At 47.0% G+C, this 17,330-nt stretch carries 13 protein-coding genes and 1 pseudogene; 2 read left to right on the top strand and 12 right to left on the bottom strand.

The window, feature by feature from the left end; translation table 11 throughout:
• Positions 1-40: 40 nt before the first annotated feature.
• Positions 41-574 carry a cell division protein ZapC gene (locus tag L5M17_RS15665; RefSeq protein ID WP_173244574.1) on the top strand — a complete coding sequence of 178 codons (534 nt, stop codon included), beginning with the start codon at positions 41-43 and terminating at the stop codon, positions 572-574.
• A gap of 1,519 nt (positions 575-2,093) precedes the next feature.
• On the opposite strand, the gene L5M17_RS15670 is transcribed toward L5M17_RS15665, so the two are convergent.
• The 12 genes from L5M17_RS15670 to hisG all read right to left on the bottom strand — a co-directional run bounded on the left by L5M17_RS15670 (position 2,094) and on the right by hisG (position 16,279).
• Complete coding sequence (locus L5M17_RS15670; RefSeq protein WP_173244577.1) at positions 2,094-2,429, bottom strand: YdbL family protein; 336 nt, start codon at positions 2,427-2,429, stop codon at positions 2,094-2,096.
• A gap of 24 nt (positions 2,430-2,453) precedes the next feature.
• Positions 2,454-2,672: a YnbE family lipoprotein gene (locus L5M17_RS15675; RefSeq protein ID WP_028759774.1), complete on the bottom strand. Its 219-nt coding sequence runs from the start codon at positions 2,670-2,672 to the stop codon at positions 2,454-2,456.
• A gap of 13 nt (positions 2,673-2,685) precedes the next feature.
• Positions 2,686-6,123 carry a YdbH domain-containing protein gene (locus L5M17_RS15680; RefSeq protein WP_263148427.1) on the bottom strand — a complete coding sequence of 1,146 codons (3,438 nt, stop codon included), beginning with the start codon at positions 6,121-6,123 and terminating at the stop codon, positions 2,686-2,688.
• 305 nt (positions 6,124-6,428) lie between these two features.
• Positions 6,429-7,616 carry an aromatic amino acid transport family protein gene (locus tag L5M17_RS15685; RefSeq protein ID WP_263148429.1) on the bottom strand — a complete coding sequence of 396 codons (1,188 nt, stop codon included), beginning with the start codon at positions 7,614-7,616 and terminating at the stop codon, positions 6,429-6,431.
• A 780-nt stretch (positions 7,617-8,396) separates the two neighbouring features.
• Positions 8,397-9,038: a bifunctional phosphoribosyl-AMP cyclohydrolase/phosphoribosyl-ATP diphosphatase HisIE gene (gene hisIE, locus L5M17_RS15690; protein WP_263148431.1), complete on the bottom strand. Its 642-nt coding sequence runs from the start codon at positions 9,036-9,038 to the stop codon at positions 8,397-8,399.
• 134 nt (positions 9,039-9,172) lie between these two features.
• Positions 9,173-9,946, bottom strand: coding sequence for an imidazole glycerol phosphate synthase subunit HisF (hisF, locus tag L5M17_RS15695; protein WP_006081894.1), 774 nt, complete (start codon positions 9,944-9,946; stop codon positions 9,173-9,175).
• Complete coding sequence (hisA, locus tag L5M17_RS15700) at positions 9,928-10,665, bottom strand: 1-(5-phosphoribosyl)-5-[(5-phosphoribosylamino)methylideneamino]imidazole-4-carboxamide isomerase (RefSeq protein ID WP_173244593.1); 738 nt, start codon at positions 10,663-10,665, stop codon at positions 9,928-9,930. Before hisA ends, hisF begins: the two co-directional genes overlap by 19 nt.
• 70 nt (positions 10,666-10,735) lie before the next feature.
• The gene (gene hisH / locus L5M17_RS15705; protein ID WP_198572297.1) at positions 10,736-11,560 is read right to left on the bottom strand and encodes an imidazole glycerol phosphate synthase subunit HisH; all 825 of its coding nucleotides are present in this window, start codon (positions 11,558-11,560) and stop codon (positions 10,736-10,738) included.
• A gap of 31 nt (positions 11,561-11,591) precedes the next feature.
• A complete protein-coding gene (hisB, locus tag L5M17_RS15710) occupies positions 11,592-12,683 on the bottom strand; it encodes a bifunctional histidinol-phosphatase/imidazoleglycerol-phosphate dehydratase HisB (RefSeq protein WP_263148434.1) in 1,092 nt (363 codons plus the stop codon).
• A gap of 113 nt (positions 12,684-12,796) precedes the next feature.
• The gene (gene hisC, locus L5M17_RS15715; protein WP_263148436.1) at positions 12,797-13,993 is read right to left on the bottom strand and encodes a histidinol-phosphate transaminase; all 1,197 of its coding nucleotides are present in this window, start codon (positions 13,991-13,993) and stop codon (positions 12,797-12,799) included.
• Between the two features lie 60 nt (positions 13,994-14,053).
• Positions 14,054-15,376 carry a histidinol dehydrogenase gene (gene hisD, locus L5M17_RS15720; protein WP_263148438.1) on the bottom strand — a complete coding sequence of 441 codons (1,323 nt, stop codon included), beginning with the start codon at positions 15,374-15,376 and terminating at the stop codon, positions 14,054-14,056.
• 3 nt (positions 15,377-15,379) lie between these two features.
• Positions 15,380-16,279 (bottom strand): ATP phosphoribosyltransferase, encoded by a 900-nt coding sequence (hisG, locus tag L5M17_RS15725; RefSeq protein ID WP_263148440.1) that lies wholly within the window; start codon positions 16,277-16,279, stop codon positions 15,380-15,382.
• Positions 16,280-17,191: 912 nt separating this feature from the next.
• Between hisG and L5M17_RS15730 the strand changes: the two are divergent.
• Positions 17,192-17,330 (top strand): annotated as a pseudogene (locus tag L5M17_RS15730) (IS4 family transposase); the annotation flags it as partial.

The following is a 17,330-nucleotide window of genomic DNA, read 5'->3' on the forward strand; positions in this document are numbered from 1 at the left end:
CTACTATTATGTCCCAGTGTTCAAATATTGGGTCACCGTTATGTTATTAATGCCGCAAAAAGATTGGCAATGGAAATATAACGATTCGTATGGTGTATTAGGCGTATCGTTAGGTTCCGAGATAGAATTTCTGACGTCTTATAAAGCAAAATTACTCATTCCAGATGCCTTATCAAGCATGGAATTTAATATTGCGCACGCCAAATTCTATATGAACTTACTCGATAGATTGCCTAAAACCCTGTCTTTGTCCGATGCCGCTATTGTTCAAATTGCGCTCAATGCCACCGCAGCCCATTTTATGCTGACACCGCAAATGCCTAAATCATGGTTTTTTGATACCAGTGATGTCTGTGTTTATAGCGATGTAGGTAAAGTCTTTGAACTTAAATGCCAAAAGCAAAGGGCACTCGTGCTTGTGGTTGAAAACACCCTGCAATCGGCCTTAGTGATGTTATTATCGCCCGAATGTGTTTTATCCGGTGCTAAAACTATGGTGCAGTTTGAAACCATCAAAGTGATGCATAATCGCTTACACCCCCTACGTGCGCAGCGCCACGTGGTTGCGGCATAGCGTAGTTGTAGATCAATAGTCATTATTGGTTTTTGATATCTATTATTAGCCGATAATTCGCTTAAATCTCCATAGCATTAGTGCGCTATCCGTACTCTTTTCTGCTAAGAAAGCTTTTATCTAAAATTAGTCACGTGACTCTTCAACACCTTTCTATCGAATGCTACCCAACGATAATTTGTGAGTCTTATTACTCTAAACTCGGCTCAGCTTTTTCTATCAAATAGAAGGAGAGTGACGAGGCAAAGGCTAAAAAGAACACAGATCGCAAGCATTTTAAAGTGAATTTATTCCTTATTGATAATAAGCTCATTTGATCCACATAGATCGGTTTGCCATGGCATTTACTCGGCGACTCGCAGCTAGTCCATCCGTGGATGCTCGACCGCCCCATCCATGGGGCGGACGGTCGTCTCGCCAATCACCATGGCGCACCTTTTAGCATTTGCGTAGTCTGTTGATTTGAAAGATTAGAGATTACATTTAACGGTTTTTACTTTGATTTTTTAGTGTTGTCTGTGCAGCGCTAAAAGCAAAAAATCTGTGGGTGTTCGGTCTTTTCGATGTATATAGCATTTATTATCAACAACTTATTTTTTGACAGCTTGAGATAATAGGTTTGGAAAACGCGCATGCGCGTTTTTCCTGATGGTATATCTAAACAAAAGCTGATAAGTTCCTTTTATTACAGTTAGTTAACCATACGCGCTTTTACTGGTCTAATGAGGTAAACGCGCATGCGCACTATACAAAGTTAGGCTCTAGGTTCACGATATTTGAGTCTCATACAGAAACACTGAGTGCAGTAAAGGAGCACTTTAAATATGGTGGAGGACTTTACTGGAACCCAAAAATTCAGACCAGTGTAATCCTAGAAGTGACGGAAGCCTAACCAAGCTATGTAATTGACGTCAAAAAGTTACGTTCGCTTCACTTACTCCACTTTTTGCCGCAATTGATAGCGGCGTTATAAGCCAAATTGAACATGATAGATATATTGTTTATTGTAGGAATCATAATCTACCTAGCCACGATTACATTTTTGGTTAAATTGCATAAATCTATGAATTTGCGCTTTGGATGGCCTAAACCACGCGGCATCGGCAACATTCTTATTTGCTACTTTATTTCTGCATTGTTCATCGTCACTGTTATCCCTATTGGAATATTTTTCCCGTTATGGCTAAACTCTGTCTTTCAAGCTATCCCTGACACCGAAAATACCAGAGTTTTTCTTTTGCTATCAGGTTGTATTGTTTTAGGTTATGTCATGTGGGCAAATTACAGGCATGAAAAATTGTTGTATTAATGTGGGATGCTTCTTACTAGAAATAGGAAGGCGAGTGACTGGGGAAGCAATGAAAATTAATATTAATTATTTTGTCGTCAGTTAGCTTTTAGTTAAGTAAATCATCTATCCAGTTATCGACAAATCCACCCATAAAAATGCCTGCTACTGCAGGCGTTTTGTTTATATCTATTCGTTTTGTTTTTACGCGCTAGAGCCTTAGAAAGCGGACTACTTTTTAATCCATTTGCCTTTGGCATCTTGTACATAGTTGCCTTTATCTGTGGCGGCTATGGCTTTTTCACCGGCGAGTTTAGCGACGTCGGCAGGGGAGAGTTTGTTCTTCTTGGCAATGGTTTCGTAGTGTGCGCGACGTTTGTTATTTACGTCGTCCATCACGACTTTGGCTTCGGGATTGGCTTGCACTAATCCCAAGTAGCCGTTGGCTTGTTCCCCTAAATAGCCCTGTGATTTAGCTTCTTGAAGTGACATGGCAAAGGCGCTTAGGCTTAAGACGCTGAGGGTTAATAGCAATAATAACTTTGTTTTTAGTCGGATTGATTTCATGGTGATTCCTCAATTCTTATTTAATTAGAACAGCTTATCGTCTGACAGGAGTTGGTCTAATTCCTTATCTACTTTGATCCGTATCTCATGTTCAATTTTCACATTGAGATTGATAACGATAGGTTTATCCGGCGGTTCTATTTTTACTGTGGGCGTACAGCCCTGCAATGAGGCTAGGGCTACCAATGCGATAAGTGCGCTTCGGGTACCTATGCTAATTTGCTGTAATTGAATTATCTTCACTGAGGTTTCCTTGTTACTTCACTGATTTTTCGATTCTGTCCTGCAAGTCATTACCAATTTGCAGACTTCTAAATAATTGCAGCATGTTCTCTTCGTGGGAGTAATTCAAGTGGATAGGGCGTTCAATCCCTTCACCGCGGCCTTTTACTTCGACGAGTAGTTTAGCATCACCAGCTTGGTCCATATCAAAACTGCTTGATAATTGGCTGTATTGTAAGTGTTCTAACGTTGAAAAGACAAAGTCTAGATACGGTTGGGATTGGCGCATCTGCTCAACGGCGGGGTTGCCTGAGATAGCGATGAGGCCGCCGGGTGCGCGCGCGGCTAATTGCCCGCCAGTGATCGACACTTTGCCGTTGATTAAATCGACGGGCAACACGCCATCGAATATGCCGTCGGCATAGATGCCAATTTGTGGTTGAATGCGCAGGACCTCTTCCAGACTCATGGCCTGCAGCAGCAGATAGGCATGGGATTTATCCTGCAATTTAAGATTAAATTCTGGCAGCAGAAACTGGCCGCTGAGCACTTTGCCTTTGGCGGTCATGGAAACATCGGTGTCACTTAAGCCTGTGAGTTGTTGTATCCAATTGTCGGGCAATTTCTCGGCATCTTTGCCAAGGACGATATCGGCTTCCACTTCAATATCAGTCAGTGGGAAGCCAGGATCAAATAAGTTAAAGGTCATCAGCGTCTGCGGGCAATTGAGCTTACTGAGGCTGCTAAAATAGCCTTTATCCTGCGGCTTGTTATGAGACTCTTTTTTATAAGATTGCCCCCAAGTGAACTCACATTGCGCTTGCAGTTTTCCCCCCTCAAAAATGATGTCTTTATAAAAGCCTTCAAGTTCTGTCATCGATTGAGTTATTTGCATGGCAAATTGGGTCTGATCGCGCCTTTGCGTTAGGTTAAACTGCGCCTGTAATTGGTTATTACCTGTGACATTAAGCTCAGATGGTAAGGGTTGGGTTTGATTGAGCAAGGCCAGCGCCTCGGTCATGCTAGTGTTGACTACCCATTGGCCCGTTAACACTAAGGGATTGTTCGCGGTGGCAAGGTTCAACTTGTGTTGGCTTTGCAGCTCAACTGTGCCCACTTGCCAATGCTCATCACCAAAGAGCGTGTTATTTTTCCAATCTAAGCTTTGTGCCAGCGTTAACTTGTCCAGCTTAAGTACGGTTTCTTTGCGGCTGCGGCCTTTGCTGCTGAGCTGTTTTTCGATATTTAGCTGACTGGCTTGCCATGCGAGTTGATTACGCCAAGTGGTAGCGAGTAGTGAATCGAACAGCGCTTCGATATCGGGTTTAAGCTCAAATGACATGGCTTTTTGTAATGCAATCGAGAAACTGCCCGCATTCATATCGGTTTTCGTTATGATGCTAGTGCTAGCATTTTTATCCGCATTAGCCTCAGTGACTACATCATCTGTCACTAAAGTCTGTTTGGTCTGCGAAAAATACAGTTGCTCCAGTGCTAAGGTTAAAGGTGGTATGGCAAGGGTTAACCTGTTTGCGGTATCAGATGTGGGCACTGAGCTTTGCGCTGGACTGACTTTCTGAATGCTAGCGTTTTGAATACCAGAACTCTGAGTATGAGTGCTTTGCTGCGAGCTTATGTTCAGCGGCGCGAGGGCATTTATCGCGATACTACCAAGGCTAAACTCTGCATGTTTAGCCGCATTTTTATTTTGCATGCTAATACGCTTAAGCTCACCCACGGCGAACTGTAGCGTGTTGCCAGTATTTTGTTTTGTTGATTGAGTCAGTTCAGCCGACTCGGTAGCGGCAGTGATAAATTGCCAATCGGTTGAACTTGGCGTCTGAACTAAGTTAAATGTGCCTGCTGTCGTTAACTGACTATTATTCCAGCTAAAATCCTGCGGCGGATTTGCCCACAATTCAGATAATTGCATTGAGCTTGTTTGCCTCGTACTAAGGCGCCAATCTGTTTTGAAGGACAGTGCTTCGGTTGATTTTGTGATTTCAACATTGGCCAAATCGACTTGGGTATCTAGCTTACTGCCTAAGGTTTTAAGCTTCACTCGAGGAAGTTTAATCGCAAGGGGATTAGCTAAGTGCACATCTTGCGGAATTTGAGTCAGCGGATAGTGCAGGGCTTCAGGCAATGTCAGTGCGATTCCCACTGGTGTATCTGTACTTTTGAGCCCCGATAGCAGCTTAGCGATTTGACTCGCTGTCTGATCAGGCACTTGCTCAGTTATCGGTTGAGATACTGGTTCAGATACTGACTGAGATGAAGGTTTAGCCAGCGTCTCATCGAGCAGCTGCATCAATCGTTGTTGCTGCTCTGTATTTGGACTCAGCGCTAAGCTAAAGGGCTCTAGTTTTAGGTCAAGTTCGGCTAAATGCCCTGCAATCTTAAATGCTAACTCAGACTTAGGTGCAAGCTCGGGTTTAGGCGCAAGCTCTAGTGCAGCCAGTTGATTAAAGGTCAGCTTTGGATCGATTAATTGATGCTCACTGATAAGTTCGCCTGAGGTTAAAGTGATACTGCTGTTGGATACCAATTGGCCTTGTAAATCAATTGCTAACGCTTGCCACTCTTTATCAAGCTCAGTTAACGGACTCAGTACACTGTCTTGCGCTTGCCTCAGGCTGATTTGATGCAAGCTCGCAAGCAGCGGCGCGAGCTGGATTTGACTCATGAGTTGCCATTTGTTGGTTTCGAGTATGGCTTTAAGTGTGGCGATGCTTTCACCTTCGTGGCTAAACTCGCTGTTGATTTCCCCCGCGCCGTTAAGGCTCAACTTGTCCATCACCAAACGATAGGCGGGTAAATCATTTTGGGTGTCGAGATGGCGAGCTTTGAGAATAAGGCCGGTTTTGCCGATATCGATGAGTGGTAATGATTTGATATCTAAGGCCAAGGCGGGGCCTTGTTCATCGATGGCATTTCGATTGGGTAAAAATAGCGATTGCCCTAACTCGACTTCAATATCACCTGTGGATATTTGGGTGATTTTTTGAGTGAGGTAAGAGGCTTGGCTGAACTGTTTAAGTTCGGCAAAACTCTGTGGCCAGTCAAGTTTTAGCTGAATATTCAAATTATTAAGCCTGATATGGCTATCATGCACCCTCAGATTGGCAGAGGTAATTCGCCAATGTGCTAACTGACTTATCCCTAATTCAATGTCAATCAGTTCGCTGTCCATACCTGTGAGGGCAAAATTTGCCGCCCGTATGATGAGTTGTTCAGCCTGGGTATTCACAATCCACACAGTTAACGCCACGCCCGCCAAGATGCCCGTTAAGCTGGTCGCCAATAAGGTCTTTTTCAGGGGGAATTTACGGCGATTTTGCGCAACAACATGAGTATCCGTTCCAGAACCTAAAGCACCACTGCGAGGGCCTGCGGATATCTGCGTTGCCTCGTGCTGAAGTGCTTTGCTATCAGAGGCAGTGCCACGGCTTGGCTTGTTGTGGATTGGCATTGGGTTTGATATTTATCCTTATTGACTGAGCCCTGATCAAATTCGTGCCTTAGCAGTGCAAAAATACACGAATGTGTATATTTCATCGGCACTTTTATTTCGGTTCGGTTACTTCGGAGCTTTTATATCGCGCACTAGCACCTGAGGCAGTTTAACACTCAAGGGCTTAGCTGACTAATGTGAAAGGATCATTGAATAGACAAGCGCCTGATGTCAATAGTTGAGGTTTTACAGGCTCTTGTACTTAATCAGTCATTCGGGCTAGCTAACTTTTAGTTAACTCACTCTTGGTGAGTGAATTGCGGCTAGCTAAATATCTGGGCGGCGATCACCACGATTCCGCAAAGTGTGGCGAGCATTAAGGCTAACTTGCCGCCCGCGACCCGATAACCCGTCGGCATATTGGCAGCGTCTCGCATCTGTCGTTGTACCCACACCATGGCCACAGGTAAAAAGATGGCGAGGATCACCAGCGCAATCGCCGCATAACCTAGGGCGGTGATAAAACCTTGAGGGTAGAAGAGGGCAAAACCTAAGGGCGGTAAAAAGGTGATAGCCGCGGTTAAGCTTCGACCTGTTGCATTATCTTCTTGCCTTAAGCTTGAGGCCATAAAATCGAACAAACCTAAACTCACCCCTAAAAACGAGGTCGCAAGGGCGAGATCGGCAAATAGACTAATAGCGCTACTTAAGTATTCACTGTGCAGTACGCTCGCCAGTTGATTGATAAAGCTTGATAAACTCTGGTTTTCGAGCAATTGACTTTGGTTCAATACGCCTTGACTGCCCAGTTGCCACAAAAGGTAAATCACTAAGGGTAAAGCCGAGCCAAACAACATGATCCTGCGCAGGGCTTTGACTTCAACGCCTAAGTAGCGCACCACTGAGGGAATCGAACCGTGAAAACCAAAGGAGGTAAAAATCACCGGAATAGCCGTGACAATTAAACCTTGGTTAAGTGGGAGTTCGAGCAAATGTGGGATTTCAACCTGCGGCAGTAACAAGGCCAACATAAGCAATAATGCCAATAGCTTAAGGGCAAATAAACCGCGATTGATGAGATCCACACAGTGGGTTCCCATGCCCACAATGGCGCCAACCAGCAGGGTGAATAGGATGGCACCCGCCTGCGGTGGCAAATTTAGTCCTAGCCAAGTGCTCAGCTTTTGGTTCACTTGCTCGCCGCCGCCAGCAATGTAGGCGGCGCAGAGGGCGTACAGTAAAAACATCAAGGCGCTATTGGCGATCAACTGGCCCTTACGACCCAATAAGCGTTGCGCTAAGTGATTAAGGCTGGCATCGCTGGGGGCGAATTGATGGATTTCCACCATAAGCAGTGCCGTGTAGGCCATCAGCGCCCATAGGATGAGCATAATGGCGGAGGAGGTGCCAAAACCGAGTCCAGCCGATGCGATAGGCAAAGCTAACATGCCCGCGCCGATTGTGGTGCCTGCGATAAGCAGTAAACTGCCGAAAATTTTATTCTGTGTCATAACATGATCTCAAAAGCGTGTCGCAAGAAAAAGAGATAAAGACTTGATCCTAAAGCAACTGTCTTAAAGGATTTTGATGCGATTCAAGCACAAAATGATTTAAGCAAATGAGACAGTGGCGCTCAGCGGATCCGAAAGGATATGGCCACAATGGAAGGTCAGGCGAGGTGCCTATTTTATACCCAAACAACCTGAAGATGCAGGATTCAGCGGGAGTTTAACGCACTTTAGGCAAGGCGGTTATTTGCAGACCTAGCGGGCTAAGTTAAAAATAACCAACACCGCATAAAGTGCGTTAAAACCCGCCGGGACGGAGCGCCTAGGGCACTTCACTTCCGTGTTGCATCAATTCAAAAGGTGGTCGACATTCTGTCATTGATGCGCCTTGAATTGAATCCCCCTAGGCGCTCTGAAACTCGTATCTTCAGGTAGCTTGGGTATATCCATTGCGGCTACAGATAGGGAGTATAAAAGGGTGTGAAACACATAAAACTTGCCTTAGCGTGTGTTGAGTAAAAACGGATAAGTGTTTTGATGCTTTGCCTTAATAACCTAACGGCAACGGAGGTTACCATAGGGAACTGTACTGTACTTGTCAACCATTACAACAGTATTTTGATTATTTTTTGTCACAGGATTAAGGCGCAAGATATTCATTGATCACATTGCGGCAATGGCACTTGAGGGAATCGCGCGATAAAAAATGCCGCCGACTTGATTTAAGCGGGCGGCATTTTTAGCGGTAAAATCGATAGTAAGACATCAGGAACAGTAAGCAGATTATGCTTTGCTCTCTAGCGCCTTTTCATGTCTTGCCAGCAAATTTGCTGTGATGTCACTGAGGCTTAAGTTTTGATCTTCAAGCAATACCAGCAAGTGATAGATAAGATCTGAGGCTTCGTTAACTAGCTCTTCTTTATCGTGGGTCGCAGCGGCAAGGGCGGTTTCAAGACCTTCTTCCCCGACCTTTTGGGCGATACGTTTCGTGCCGCGCGCAAACAAAGACGCCGTGTAGCTGGAATCGGCACTTTGCCCTTTACGCGAGGTGATTAAGCTGGCGAGGTTGTTCAAAAATGGGTGCGCATTGTCATCTAACCAGCAACTTTCGGTGCCTTTGTGGCAGGTTGGGCCGTTGGGGATCACTTGCACTAACAGGCTGTCGTTGTCGCAGTCCTTATCGATAGCGACCAACCTTAGCGTATTCCCCGAGGTTTCCCCCTTGGTCCACAAGCGCTGTTTTGAGCGGCTGAAAAAGGTGACATCACCTGTGCTCAAGGTTTTTTCCAGCGCGGCCTTATCCATATAACCGAGCATTAATACCTTGCCCGATAAATGATTTTGGATAACGGCAGGAATGAGCCCATCCTGTTTGTTCCAATCCAGCTCGCTAAAATCCGACTTAGTGTTTGTTTGCGTTGACATAGTGTTCACTCTTAATTTGTTGATGCTTTTTAGCGACGTATTGTGGTTGCTAGCTCTTACTCATGCTCTTACTGTAGCGGTAGGCGCCATTAGCTCGCTATAAACGATTGACCGCGAGCGGCTAATTGCAATAGCTAGCGCCTAATCGCAATGCCTTCGGCCGCTAAATAGGCTTTTAACTCACCAATGTTGATAATCGCCTTGTGGAATACGCTCGCTGCCAGCGCCGCATCGACCTTGGCTTCAATAAACACATCACGGAAATGCGCCATAGTTCCAGCGCCGCCCGAGGCAATCAAAGGCACGTCGCAGATGGCGCGAACAAGACTTAACTGCTTGATATCATAGCCGCCGCGCACGCCGTCTTGGTTCATCACATTGAGCACGATTTCACCACAACCTCGTTTTTGTACTTCTTCAACCCAGTCTTGGGTAAACCACTGAGTATCCTTAGTCGCCGCTTCATCGCCGGTAAATTGTTTTACCTTATAGCTGTTGCTGGTGGCGTCGAAAAAGGAGTCGATGCCAATCACGATACACTGGCGGCCGAACTCGTCCTGCAGGCGTGAGATTAAACTTGGATCGGTCAAGGCGGGCGAGTTAATCGAAATCTTATCCGCCCCAAAGGCTAATAATTCACGGGCTTGGCTAATGGTTTTAATGCCACCTGCCACGCAGAAGGGAATATCAATCTGCTCCGCCACGCGGCTCACCCAAGATTTATCGACCACACGTTCGTGGGCGCTGGCAGTAATGTCATAAAACACCAGCTCATCGGCGCCTTCTTCGGCATAACGCGCGGCTAAGGGCACGATATCACCGACAATTTCGTGGTTACGAAACTGCACGCCTTTCACTACTTTACCGTCTTTCACATCTAAACAGGGGACTAGTCGTTTGGCCAGCATTGGATTGCCTCCACCACGTTAAACTGATTGATAAGCAAGGCTTTGCCTATAATGATGCCCGCCGCGCCGCTATCACGCACGGCGGCAACATCCTCAAGAGTTGCAATACCGCCGGAGGCTTGCCAAGCGATATCGGGATAACTTGCAGCAATTTCTTGATAAAGCGCGGTATTCGCGCCCGTTAAGGTGCCGTCACGGCTAATATCAGTTACTAGCGCATGCTTTAAGCCGACCGCGCTAAAGGCTTCTACAAGGGATTCTAAACTCTTACCACCGCCACTTTGCCAACCGGATACGGCGACAATTTTCTCGCCGCTTTGGTTGATATTGACATCGAGTGCGAGGCAAATCGCTTCGCTGCCGTATTTGATAAACCATTGTTTGACTAACTCAGGTTCTTTCACCGCCAGTGAGCCAATCACCACGCGTTTTACGCCGATATTTAATAATTCAGTGACTTGTTCTTCTGTCCGAATGCCGCCGCCCACTTGAATATTAGCGTTTAGTCCCGCCACGAGTTGACTAATAAGGAGAGTTTGGCGTTTAGCGGGATCTTTCGCACCTGTTAAATCAACGATATGCAACCACTTCGCGCCTTGAGCCTCGTAGGATTGCAGCTGCGCCAAAGGACTTAAATCAAAGGTGGTCTGCTGGCCGTAATCACCTTGATAGAGGCGGACGACATTGCCATCAATTAAATCAATTGCAGGAATAATCATAAGCTCAGATCCTTGATTGATTTGTTTATAAGTGATTTATTAATAACTGGTTTTTTGATGAGTAATTTATTCATTGGTCAGCCTTCTTTACATCCGCTTGGCCATCAGCAGAGTTGCTTTGCAGCGCTTTGTTCATCAGCGCTTCGTTCATCTGTAACTCGTTCATCTGTAACTCGTTCATCTGTAACTCGTCCATCAGTAAAAAGTTACGCAGAATTTGCGCGCCCACGGCGGCACTTTTTTCGGGGTGGAACTGCACGCCCATAAAGTTGCCTTTGCCGATGGCGGCGCTAAAGCCTTCGCCATAGGAACATTCGGCTAAGGTAAATTCACTCAGCGGCGCGCGGTAACTGTGGACGAAATACACATAACTGCCATCTTCAATACCCGCAAACAGCGGATGAACGCTAGGGCTGTTGGCGCCTTGTGAGTTGGTCGTGAGCTTTAGTTGATTCCAGCCCATGTGCGGCAAAGGCAAGCCTTCAGCTTTGAGTAACTGCGTATCCAGCTCGCAAATGTCGGTCGGGATTATGCCTAAGCACTCGCAATCTTGACCTTTTCCGCCGCGCTCCTTAGAAATTGCCGCCAACATTTGCATGCCAAGGCACACACCCAGCACAGGTTGAGTCAGGCCTTGAATGAGTTCGACCAAGCCTTTTTCATGTAAGGACGCCATGGCGGCACCCGCCGTGCCCACACCCGGCAGTACCACACGTTTTGCCGCTTTGATTTTGGCTTTATCGTCTGTGACCAATACCTTAACGCCTAAACGCTCGAAGGCGAAACGTACTGAGTTTAAGTTGGCACAGCCCGTGTCTATGATGACGGTTTCAGCATCTGGTGATGCATTTGCTGTTAATTGCTGGCCAGCTGTTAATAGAGTGTCTTGTTGCATCCTAACCTCTTAAACCATTTATGCTGATGCCTTAAAGCACGCCTTTGCTCGATGGCAGAATATCGCCTTCAACTTTAACTGCTTGGCGTAGCGCGCGGCCGAGCACTTTAAACAGGGCTTCAACCTTGTGGTGATCGTTATCGCCTTCGGTTGACACATGCAGCGTACAGCGCAGGCCATCGGCAAAGGATCGGAAGAAGTGCGGCACCATTTCAGTGGCCATTTCGCCCACATGCTCACGCTCAAAATTGGCCGAGAATTTGATAAAAGGACGACCAGAGATATCCAGCAGACATTCGCCCTTGGCTTCGTCCATCGGCAGGCTAAAGCCGAAACGGGCAATGCCGCGTTTGTCACCGAGCGCTTGGCGCAGGGCATCCCCTATGGCCAGCGCAGTGTCTTCGACGCTGTGGTGATCGTCGATTTCCAGATCGCCATCGACTTTCACATCCATTCTAAAATTACCGTGGGTGGCAATTTGATCGAGCATGTGGTCGAAAAAGCCAATGCCAGTGTCGATTTTGCCTTTAACGGGGCTGTCGAGATCAACAGCCACACGAATATCGGTTTCTTTGGTGGTACGCACGACCGTTGCGGTGCGGCCTTTATTCAGCAGCGCATCGGCGATGGCGTTCCAGCCTAAAGTGTCGCGTTGATATTTAAGGCTTTTAATGCCCATGGCATTGCCCAGCTCCACATCGGTTTCGCGATCGCCAATCACCGCCGATTGGGTGAAATCGATGCAGCCTTGGGTGAGATAGTCTTTTACTAGCCCAAGCTTAGGTTTACGGCAACTGCAATTTTCATCGTTAAAGTGCGGGCAAATCACCACATCTTCAAAGTTAACCCCTTGGCTTGTGAGAATTTGCATCATCATATTGTGGGGCACATCGAAATCTTCCTGCGGGAAAGACGGTGTGCCAAGGCCGTCTTGATTGCTGACCATGACTAAACGAAACCCTGCCTTTTGCAGACGTAGCAAAGCGGGGATCACCTGTGGCTCAAACACTAATTTAGCCAGACTATCGACCTGTTTGTCGGTGACGGGTTCTTCAATCAAGGTGCCATCGCGGTCGATAAACAGAATTTTTTGTGCAACGTTCGGGACAAATTGTGGGTTCATGGCTCTACCTTCAAATTCAATTCGTTTAGCTAATGCTTAAGCTGATTTAACTTTCAGCGTTACATTGCTTTTTATTAGTTTTTTATGATCAGAGATTTATTATCAGTGACTTATCATTCATTTTCTGATGGCTGCTCAGTGCGTTGCGATTCAAATAAATTCACTAACACATCGGTATCCGCCTTTGAACTAAAGCTAAAACGGATGGCCTTAGCAAGCCTTGGGTCTTTGTAGGCGCGGGCGACAACACCGCTGCTTTGTAGTAACGCAGCGACCTTGGCGACATCATCAAATTCAGCCAGCACATAATTGCCGTTAGGCTTAAGCACGCGGGCGCGGGACTCTGAACTATTCGATTTTGAACAATAAGCGCTGATCGCCGCTGTGAGTCTGGCGCCTTGCTCATTTAATTGTGCGACTTGCACTTTCATCCGCGCAATGCCAGCGCTTGATAGCGCTTGCGTGGCGACTTCACTCACGGGCAGCGGCACAGGATAGGGCGCAATCACGCGCATAATTATTTCGACTACGGCCTCGTTTGCCAGCATAAAACCACAGCGTGCGCCGGCGAGTGCGAAGGCTTTTGACAGGGTGCGCAGTACCACTAGATTCGGATGGCTTTCCAGCAAATCCGCCACGCTGTATTCGGGGCAAAACTCAATATAAGCTTCATCAATGACCACAAGCGCGTCGGGCAGGGCTTTGATTGCTTGCTCGATAATGGCTTTGTCGATCACTGTGCCAGTCGGGTTATTGGGATTGCAGATAAACACCAGTTTTGCGCCGCGAACGTCCTCGGCATAGCTTGTCGGCAAGCCATATTCCGCGCTGAGATTTAACGCTTTAACGCCCACATTAAAGGTGTTCGCGCTGATGGCATACATGCCGTACGTCGGGCCAAAGCAGGCAATGCTGTCGACGCCTGGTATACAAAAGGCGCGAATTAACAGTTCAATCGCTTCATCGGCGCCGCGGCTGGCGACTATCTTGCTGGTGCTCACGCCGCTATATTCGCTGTAGGCACTGATAAGCTGCGGCGGTTGGCATTCTGGGTAACGATTCAATTTCGATAAATCGAGCGCTGCCGTATCGACATTATTGAAGGGTGATTCGTTGGCATTGATCCAAATATCACCACGACCGCCCAGTCTGCGGGCACTCTGGTAGGGCGTTAAATCCAGTAACTCAGGACGCGCTAAGCGCTCGGCTAAATTTAGCGGCGCCGATTGCGCTAACGTTGATGGTGCTAACTTTGATGCCGTTAATGCTGTGGGTTCTGCTGTCTTTTCCATGCTGCTCATTTGGCTCATTTTCTTCACTCAGCTCTATTTTTATAAACTTAAGGGCTAATCACTTAAGATCTAGGTGGGTCATTTCTCTAGGCTAGCTAGACGAATGGCAACGGCATTTTTGTGCGCATCGAGCAATTCGTTACTGGCTAACGTCATGACTGCTTGCCCCAATCCGATTAAGCCCTTAGCGCTGAGTTCCTGCACGGTAAAGCGGCGGCTAAAATCGGCTAATGACAGGCTCGACACGGCGCGGCTGTAACCGTAAGTCGGTAGCACGTGGTTGGTGCCACTGGCATAATCGCCAACAGATTCAGGTGTATAAGCGCCTAAAAATACCGAGCCCGCGGCGCGAATGTTTTTCAGTACCTCACGGGGAAAGCGCGTTTGAATGATCAAGTGCTCAGGCCCATATTGATTAGAAACCTGCGCGGCTTGCTGCATATCGTCCACAACAAAAGTGCGACTGCTGAGGAGCGCCGTTGCTGCGATATCACAACGCGGCAGGGCGGCGAGCTGTCTTGTCAGCGCGTTATTGACGCCATCGGCGATAGCTTGCGAATCTGTCACTAAAATCACTTGTGAATCTGGGCCGTGCTCCGCTTGCGAAAGCAAATCGGCGGCGATAAATTCGCAATTGGCGTCGCTATCGGCAATCACTAACACTTCAGAAGGACCAGCTGGCATATCGATACACACAGTGCAGCGGCCATCCTGTGACACTAAGCGTTTAGCTTCAGTCACGTAGCGATTACCTGGGCCAAAAATTTTATCGACCGCGGGAATCGTTTCTGTGCCAAAGGCCAGTGCCGCAATGGCTTGTGCGCCGCCCACTTGATAGATCTCAGTGATCCCACAGGCATTGGCTGCATAGATAATGGCATCGTTGATCGGCGGTGGGCTGACCAATACTCTTTGTTCGCAGCCGGCGATCTTGGCGGGCAGGGCGAGCATCATCACGGTAGAAATTAATGGCGCACTGCCACCAGGAATATATAAACCCACTTTTTCAATCGGTTCGTTACGTAGCTCGCAGCGTACTCCCGCCTCGGTTTCCATAGCAATCGGGCGAAATTGCTGGGCGCTGTGAAACACATCTATGTTCGCCATGGCTTTGGCGATCGCCGCTTTCAGCTCTGGTGATACCTGTGCGCTTGCCGCTGCAATCTCGGCTTCACCCATGCGCAGCTCGCCACTTCCTTGTCCATTTAAATCTTTGGTCGCGCTATTGAAGCCATCAAACTTTTGATTAAATTCGGCAATGGCGGCATCACCCCGCGTTGCCACTGCATCGATAATGGCGCGAACGCTTTGCTCTAAGCCGCTATCACCAATTAAGGGCGAGCGTTTCAGCGCCGTTTTCTGCTCGGCGGTTGATAAGGTTGACCAAGTTAGGATTTCCATACATTACCCCATCATTTTTTCGATTGGCATTACCAGAATCGAGCTGGCACCGAGTGCGGTCAACTGTTCCATGGTATCCCAGAATAAATCTTCGGTACTGACGGCGTGGATAGCCACGCGGTTAGTATCATCATTTAATGGCAATACGGTTGGGTTTTCAGCGCCTGGCAGCAGGGCGACGATTTGATCTAAGGTTTCGGTTGGCGCGTGTAGCAGTATGTACTTGCTCTCACGGGCGCGGATAACGCCATTGACGCGGGATAGAATTTTGTCGATGAGTGCTTGTTTAGTCGGTGATTGGGTTTGGGTCGATTGAATGATGCAGGCCATTGAACGGTAAATCACTTCGGTTTCGTATAAACCGTTGGCCTCTAAGGTGGCGCCCGTCGACACGAGATCACAAATCCCATCGGCAAGGCCGGCACGCGGGGCGACTTCAACCGAACCTTTTAACATACAGTCGCGATAAGTTATGCCTTTTTGTTGCATAAAACGGCGTAGCAGGTTCGGGTAAGAAGTGGCGATGCGTAATCCTTCTAACGAGGAGGCATCGGCGTAACTGAATTCTGTTGGTACGGCTAACGAGAGGCGACATGATCCGAAATCTAACTGACGCAGTTTGAGGCAATCTGCGGGTTTGTTCAGAGTTTGACGCTCGATTTGTTCCTCTTCGAGCACGTTTTCACCGATGATCCCCATATCAACCACTCCGTCCATCACCAATCCTGGGATATCGTCATCACGAACGCGCAGTAAATCGATAGGCATATTGTCAGCGTGAGCGATAAGACGTTGTTCATTAATGGAAAATTTAACACCACAGCTTTTTAGCAGTTGCTGAGAGTCAGTAGAAAGACGGCCAGATTTTTGGATGGCGATGCGTAAACGTTTCGATTCAGTCATAGTGTTATCTCGCTCAAAAGTATCAAAATTAAAAGATTCAAAAAGTGTTGTTCAATCGGTTTAATACGCCTTGCCATTCAACGGGTCCTAGCTAAGGAATCTAGCTAAGGAATCTAGCTAAGTGCTCTAGCTAACGTATTGATAATTTATTAAATATCTAAAGTTGCTTATTTAAATTAAAACCCAAATTAACGCCTAAATGCAAAAACCCCCGGAATTCCTTCCAGGGGTTTATGATCATCTTGAATCAGTCCGCCAGAAGGATATAGTCCTCCGGCAGTGAGCGTCCGAAGGCTACCGCATATGGTGGTGATGGTGGTGGATAGCGTTCAGTAGTGGGCTCATTTTACTTTCTCGGTATTTAACTTTATTGACTTAACTGCTCGAAATACAGTGAAGCGCTGAATTCGTTGTTACGGACGTCTATCCGTATAAGTGGATTTAAACTAACCGCTTTTATGAGCCTTTGCAACAGTCAATTTGAATTAAATGAGAATATTTATGCGTTTTTGTGAAAGGTAGAGGGTTATCGTTAAATAAAGTTATTGAGCATTTTTGTTGGGGGGATGTTGAAAGTGGATGGAAATGTGTTGGAAGTCGTGCAGGGGAACTGTAACTTGAGTTGTGAGCATTTGCTGATATTCATTAATACAGGCTTGCCATGGTGTTCACTCACCGACTCGCAGCCAGTCCGTCCTTGGATGCTCGACCGCCCCGTCCATGGGGCGGACGGTCGTCTCGCTAATCACCATGGCCTACCTTTTTAGCATTAGCATAAACTATAGGTTTTAAGGAGACACGCAGCACTGAAGAATCCCCTGATGATTTACAAATAAATCATCAAATTAGGGTGGAAGCGCATCTTGTTGCATGATCAAATGGTTTCGCTAAAAACTACACTTGGACAACAAGATGCGCGAAGCCAATATCCTACAACATTCTTTACACCAATACTGCCCAGAACTTCACCTAAAACGATTAAACAGCTTGATGCTGGCCTCTAAGGCACTGATTGAATGTAAGACACTGACCTTGACTGAGTTAGGTCGAA

It is taken from the genome of Shewanella sp. SW24, from assembly GCF_025653395.1.
GTDB lineage: Bacteria > Pseudomonadota > Gammaproteobacteria > Enterobacterales > Shewanellaceae > Shewanella > Shewanella oncorhynchi.